We start from the raw sequence: 7,371 nt of genomic DNA on the forward strand, positions 1-7,371 counted from the left end.
CTGGCCGTGCCGGTGCTGCACCGCAAGCGGGCCGAGCCGACCACCGCCGTGACGGCGCTGGCCCGGCTCTGGGCCGACGGTGGCACCGTCGACTGGGCGGCGTTCTTCGCCCCCACCGGCGCGCGGACCGTGGACCTGCCCACCTACGCCTTCCAACGCAAGCCGTACTGGCCGCAGCCGATGACGAGCAGGCCGGGGGACGTGACCGCCGCCGGCCTCGCCGACGCCGGGCACCCGCTGCTCGGTGCCGCCGTCGCCCTCGCCGGCGACGAGGGCCACCTCTTCACCGGCCGGCTCAGCCTCCGCGACCACGCCTGGCTCGCCGACCACGACGTGCTGGGCACCATCCTCTTCCCGGGCACCGGGTTCCTGGAACTCGCCATCCGGGCCGCCGACGAGGTCGGCTGCGACCGGGTCGACGAACTCACCCTGGCCGCCCCCCTCGCCCTGCCCCGCGACGGCGGGACCAACCTCCAACTCCTGGTCGGCCCGCCCGACGAGGCCGGCACGCGGACCATCCGCGTCCACTCCCGCCCCGACGACGCGACCGCCGACATCCCGTGGACGCTGCACGCCACCGGAACCCTCGGCGTCGGCGGCACCGGCACCCCCGTCGACCTCACCGCCTGGCCGCCGGCCGGCGCGGAAACCCTCGACATCTCCACCTTCTACGACATGTACCGGGCCGGCGGCTTCACCTACGGCCCGTCGTTCCAGGGGCTGCGCCAGGCGTGGCGGGTCGGCGGCGACGTCTTCGTCGAGGTCGCCCTGCCGCCCGAGCACGCCGCCGACGCCGCCGCGTACGGGCTGCACCCGCCGCTGCTCGACGCCGCCGTGCAGGCGCTCACCTTCGTCGCGCTCGACGGCACCGGGCAGAGCCGCCTGCCGTTCTCCTGGACCGACGTCACGCTGCACGCCTCCGGCGCGGCCAACCTGCGGGTACGCCTGTCGCAGGCGGGACCGGACTCGCTGACCATGGCCATCGCCGACGCCACCGGCCAGCCCGTCGCCACCATCGGCGCGCTGGCCATGCGCCCGGTCACCGCCGCGCACCTCGCCGCGCCGCGCCCGGCGTACCCGGAATCGATGTTCCGCCTGGAGTGGGCGGAGACGGCGACCGGCGGCGCGAACCCGGCCGGCGACGTGCGGTCCTGGGCGGTGCTCGGCGCCGACGACCTCGGCCTGGCCGCCGCGCTGGCCGCCCGGCCGGCCGCCGACCTCGCCGCCCTCGGCGACGGGCCGGTCCCGGAGGTGGTCCTCGTCCCGTGCGTCGGCGGCGCGACCGACGCCGCCGACATGGCGTCGGCGGCCCGCACCCTCGTCGCCGGTGCCCTCACCCTGATCCAACGGTGGCTCGCCGACGACCGGTTCGCGCGGTCCCGGCTGGTCTTCGTCACCCGAGGCGCGGTCGCTGGCGACGAAGCGGCCGGCGTGAGCGACCCGGCCGCCGCCACCGTCTGGGGTCTGGTGCGTTCCGCCCAGTCCGAGGAACCCGGCCGGTTCCAGCTCGTCGACCTCGACGACGCCACCCGCGCCGCCGAGCTGCTGCCGCTCGTCGTCGACGCCGACGAACCGCAGGTCGTCGTCCGCGACGGCACCCTCCGCGCGGCGCGGCTGGCCCGCCTCGCCGGCGACGGCGCGCTGCTGCCACCGGCCGAACCGGCCTGGCGGCTCGACACCACCGGCCGGGGCTCGCTGGGCAACCTCACCCTCGCCGCCGACCCCGAGCTGCTGGCGCCGCTGGGACCCGGCCTGGTCCGGGTCGCGGTCCGCGCGGCCGGCCTGAACTTCCGCGACGTGCTCAACGCCCTCGACATGTACCCGGGCGACCCCGGCCCGATGGGCGTCGAAGGCGCCGGCGTCGTCACCGAGGTCGGCCCCGGCGTGACCCGCTTCGCCCCCGGCGACCGCGTCCTCGGCATGTTCGGCAAGGCGTTCGGCCCGATCTCCGTCGCCGACCAGCGGATGATCGCCCACCTGCCCGCCGACTGGTCGTACCGGCAGGCCGCGTCCGTGCCGATCGCCTTCCTCACCGCCTGGTACGGCCTGGTCGACCTGGCCAAGCTGGGCACCGGCGAGGCGGTGCTCGTGCACGCCGCCGCCGGAGGCGTCGGGATGGCCGCCGTGCAGCTCGCCCGCCACCTCGGCGCCGAGGTGTACGCCACCGCCAGCGAGGGCAAACACGACACCCTGCGCGCCCTCGGCATCCCCGACGACCACATCGCGTCCTCCCGCAACCTCGACTTCGAGGCCCGGTTCCGCGCCACCGCCGACGGCGGCCCGCTCGACGTGGTGCTCAACTCCCTGGCCGGCGAGTACGTCGACGCCTCCCTGCGGCTGCTCGGCGTCGGCGGCCGGTTCCTGGAGATGGGCAAGACCGACGTGCGCACCCCCGAACAGCTGCGCGACCAGCACCCCGGCGTCGGCTACCACGCGTTCGACCTGATCGAGGCCGGCGCGGAGCACATCGGCGAGATGCTGGCCGAGGTGCTGCGGCTGGTCGAGTCGGGGGCGCTGCGCCCGCTGCCGGTGGCGAGCTGGGACGTGCGCCGCGCGCCCGAGGCGTACCGGCACGTCAGCCAGGCCCGGCACGTCGGCAAGGTGGTGCTCACCATGCCGGTGGCCCTCGACCCGGCCGGCACGGTGCTGGTCACCGGCGGCACCGGCGGCCTCGGCCGGTACGTCGCCCGGCACCTGGTCACCCGGCACGGGGTCCGGCACCTGCTGCTCACCAGCCGCCGCGGCGCGGCCGCCGACGGCATCGCCGAGCTGGTCGCCGAACTGACCGGGCTGGGCGCGCAGGTCCGCGTCGAGGCCTGCGACGCCGCCGACCGCGCCGCCCTCGCCCGCACCCTGGGCGCCGTCGCGGCCGAACACCCGCTCACCGCCGTCGTGCACGTCGCCGGGGTGGTCGACGACGGGGTCATCCCGGCGCTCACCCCGGCCCGCCTCGACACCACCCTGCGCCCCAAGATGGACGCCGCCCTCAATCTGTACGAGCTGACCCGCGACGCCGACCTGGCCGCCTTCGTCCTCTTCTCCGGGGCCGCCGGCACCTTCGGCGGCGCCGGGCAGGCGAACTACGCCGCCGCGAACGCGTTCGTCGACGAGTTCGCCCGCTGGGCCCGGCAGCGGGGCGTGCCCGCGGTCTCCCTGGCCTGGGGGCCGTGGGTCGCCGACCGGGGCATGACCGGCCACCTCACCGACACGGACTTCGCCCGGATGGCGCAGGCCGGCCTGCGGCCGCTCAGCGAGGAACAGGGCATGACCCTCTTCGACGCGGCGCTCGCCGTCGACCACGCGGCGCTGCTGCCGATGCGGCTGGACACCTCGCCGGCCGCGCTCGGCGCCGGCCCGGTCCCGCCGCTGCTGCGGGCGCTCGCCGGCGGCCCGGCCCGGCGGACCGCCGCCGCCGCGCCGACCGGCGGGGCGACGGCCGGCGGGTTGGCCGCGCAGCTGCGCGGCCGGTCCCGCGCCGACGGCGTCGACCACCTGATCGAACTGGTCTGCGGGCAGGCGGCGGCGGTGCTGGGGCACACCTCCGCCGAGGACCTCGAACCGGAACAGGCGTTCAACGCCCTCGGCTTCGACTCCCTCACCGCCATCGAACTGCGTAACCGGCTCACCGCGACCACCGGCACCCGGCTGCCCGCCACGCTGGTGTTCGACTACCCGACCCCCGTGGCGCTGGCCGAACACCTCTGGGCCGCCCTCGCCCCGGACGCCGCCGCACCCGACGCGGACGAGCCGACCAGGTCGGACACCGCCGCGCTGCGGGAGGTCGAGCGGCTGGAACGCGAACTGGACCGGCTGAGCGCCGGCGGCGCGGTCGACGCGGTGGTGAGCCGGCGGCTGCAGGCGCTCGCCGCGAAGTGGGCCGGCGCCGGCACCACCACGGACCAGGGCGTCGACGGCGGCGCCGACGACAACTTCGAGTCGGCCACGGCCGACGAACTCTTCGACCTGATCGACAGCGAGTTTGGTGGGGCGTCTTGAGCGAGAACCGGGATGTGCGCGGCGGCGGCGACGAGAAGCTGCTCGGCTACCTGAAGAAGGTCACCGGCGACCTGCGGCAGGCCCACCGGCGGCTGCGCGAGATCGAGGCGGCCAGCACCGAGCCGATCGCCGTCATCGGCATGAGCTGCCGGCTGCCCGGCGGGGTGGACACCCCCGAGCAGCTGTGGCAGCTCCTCGACGGCGAGGGCGACGCCATGTCCGGGTTCCCCGTCGACCGGGGCTGGGACCTGGAACGCCTCTACAGCGCCGACCCGACCCAGGCGGGCACCACGTACGCCAGCAAGGGCGGCTTCGTCCACGGCGCGGCGGAGTTCGACCCGGCGTTCTTCGGGATGAGCCCACGCGAGGCCCTGGCCATGGACCCACAGCAGCGGCTGCTGCTGCAGAGCGCCTGGGAGGCGTTCGAGAACGCCGGCGTGGACCCGCACTCGCTGCGCAACAGCAACACCGGCGTCTTCGTCGGCGCGGCGTCCACCGGCTACGGCGCGCACCTCACCGCCCTGCCCGAGGGCGTCGAGGGCTACCTGCTCACCGGCAACTCGATGGCCGTCGCCTCCGGACGCATCGCGTACACCCTCGGGCTGAAGGGCCCGGCGGTGACGGTCGACACGGCCTGCTCGTCGTCGCTGGTCGCGATGCACCTGGCCGTGCAGTCGCTGCGTTCCGGGGAGTGCTCGCTGGCCCTCGTCGGCGGCGTCACCGTGATGTCGACGCCCGGCATGTTCCTGGAGTTCAGCCGCCAGCAGGGCCTCGCCGCCGACGGGCGGTGCAAGGCGTTCTCCGACGACGCCGACGGCACCGGCTGGTCCGAGGGCGTCGGCCTGGTCGTCCTCGGCCGCCTCTCCGACGCCCGCCGCGCCGGGCACCGCATCCTCGCCGTGGTGCGGGGCAGCGCCGTGAACTCCGACGGCGCGTCGAACGGTCTGACCGTCCCGAACGGCCCGTCGCAGCAGCAGGTCATCCGGACCGCGCTGGCCAACGCCGGTCTGTCGGCCGCCGAGGTGGACGCGGTCGAGGCCCACGGCACGGGTACGACCCTCGGCGACCCCATCGAGGCGCATGCGCTGCTGGCCACGTACGGGCAGGACCGGGCTGCGGACCGGCCGTTGTGGCTGGGGTCGGTGAAGTCGAACCTCGGCCACACCCAGGCCGCCGCCGGGGTCGCCGGGGTGCTGAAGATGGTCCTCGCCCTGCGCCACGGGACGCTGCCCCGGACCCTGCACGTCGGCACGCCGTCGTCGCACGTCGACTGGACGGCGGGGCAGGTGCGGCTGCTCACCGACGCGCAGCCGTGGCCCCGCACCGACCGGCCGCGCCGCGCCGGGGTGTCGTCGTTCGGCATCAGCGGCACCAATGCCCACGTCATCCTCGAAGAGGCACCGGTGGACGAGGCGGCGGCCGCGCCGGTCCGGCAGCCCGTGCTGCCGCTGCCGCTGTCGGGCCGGCAGGAGCACACCCTGCCGGTGCTGGCCGCGCGGCTGCGCTCCGCGCTGGACGCCCGGCCCGACCTCGACCCGGGCGACGCCGCCCGTACCCTCGCCACCGGCCGGGCCGCGTTCGAGCACCGGGCGGTCGTCGTCGCCGGCGACCGCGCGTCCGCGCTCGACGGCCTGGCCGCCGTGGCCGCCGGCACCGACTCACCCGTGGTGGTACGCGGCACCGCCGCGCGCAACGGGGTGGGCCGCTCCCGGGAGCGGCTGGCGTTCGTGTTCTCCGGTCAGGGCAGTCAGCGGGTCGGCATGGGCCGGGAGCTGGCGGCGGCGTTCCCGGTCTTCGAGGCCGCCCTGTCGGAGGTGTGCGCCCAGTTCGACACGCTGTTGGACCGCCCGTTGCGTGAGGTGATCGACGGCTCGGGGGAGGAGCTGGCGCAGACCGGCTGGGCGCAGCCGGCCCTGTTCGCGGTGGAGGTGGCCCTGTTCCGTCTCCTCGACTCCTGGGGTGTCACGCCGGACTATCTGGTGGGTCACTCGATCGGGGAGTTGGCCGCCGCGCACGTGGCGGGGGTGCTCGACCTGCCGGACGCGTGTCGCCTGGTGGCGGCGCGGGCGTCGTTGATGCAGGCGCTGCCCACGGGTGGGGCGATGTGGGCGGTGCGGGCCGGCCTCGACGAGGTGTCCCCGTTGTTGGTCGACGGGGCGTCGATCGCGGCGGTGAACGCGCCCGGTCAGGTGGTGGTCTCCGGCACGCGCGAAGCGGTGGAGCGGGTCGCGGCCGGGCTGCCCGAGCGGCGGGGCCGGTGGCTGGAAGTCAGTCACGCGTTCCACTCGGCGCTGATGGACCCGATGCTGGCCGAGTTCACCCGGATCGCCCGGAGCGTGCGGATGGAGTCGCCGCGCATCCCGATCGTCTCCACGCTCACCGGGCAGCCGGTGGAGGAGTTCACCGCGTCGTACTGGGCGGACCAGGTGCGCGGGACCGTCGCCTTCGGGGCGGCGGTCGGCCGGGCCGCCGAGCTGGGCGCCACCCGGTTCGTGGAGCTCGGCCCCGACGCCAGCCTGGTCACCGCCATCGAGGAGACCTGCGCGGACGCGCTGGTGGTCCCGGTGCTGCACCGCAAGCGGGCCGAGGCGACCAGCGCGGTGACCGCCCTCGCGCGGCTCTGGGCCGACGGCTACGCGGTCGACTGGGCGGCGTTCTTCGCTCCCGCCGGGGCGAACCTCGTGGACCTGCCCACCTACCCGTTCGCCCGGGAACGCTACTGGATGGAGAACCCCGAGGCCGCGTCCCCGCGTACCGGCTCCGCCGTCGACCCGGTGGACGCCCAGCTCTGGGAGGCCCTGGAACGCGGCGACGTCGAACTCTTCGCCGCCGAACTCGGCGTGGACGCGGAACAACCCTTGCGGGAGACCCTGCCGGCGCTGTCGGCACGGCAGCGGGAACGCCGCGAGCGGGCGGCTACGGAGCGGCTCTGCTACCGGGAGTCGTGGGTCCCGGTAACCGTTCCCACGGACCGGCCGGTCTCCGGTCACTGGTTGTTGGTGGAGTCCGCCGGTGACGCGTGGGCGGAGGCGTTGGCGGATGAGTTGTCGGCGCGTGGGGTGGTGGTCAGTCGGCTGCGGGTGGACGTGGGTGAGCTCGATCGGGCTGTGTTGGCGGGGCGGTTGGCGGGTTTCGTCGGGGTGGACCGGGTGGTGTCGTTGTTGGGCCGCTCCGCAGCCGGTCCTGCGGGGGTGCCGGCGGGTGTGGTGGGGACGTTGGCGCTGGTGCAGGCGTTGGGCGATGCCGGTATTGGTGGGGCTCTGTGGGTGGTGACGTCGGGTGCGGTGTCGGTGGGTGTGGCCGATCCGGTGACCGCGCCTCTGGCGGCGGGTGTGTGGGGTTTGGGTCGGGTGGTGGCGTTGGAGGAGCCGGGTC

Annotated in this window: 2 protein-coding genes; both read left to right on the top strand. The window is 75.6% G+C overall.

Annotated elements, in window-relative coordinates; translation table 11 throughout:
* Positions 1 to 3,996, top strand: a 3,996-nt coding sequence (locus ACLQ2V_RS27985) for an SDR family NAD(P)-dependent oxidoreductase (protein WP_425721686.1), incomplete at its 5' end; no start/stop codon positions are given.
* On the top strand, positions 3,993 to 7,371 hold a 3,379-nt coding region (locus ACLQ2V_RS27990), incomplete at its 3' end, for a type I polyketide synthase (protein ID WP_425721688.1). The genes ACLQ2V_RS27985 and ACLQ2V_RS27990, both read left to right, overlap by 4 nt.

It is taken from the genome of Micromonospora sp. DT233 (genome assembly GCF_049841815.1).
Classification (GTDB): Bacteria; Actinomycetota; Actinomycetes; order Mycobacteriales; family Micromonosporaceae; genus Micromonospora.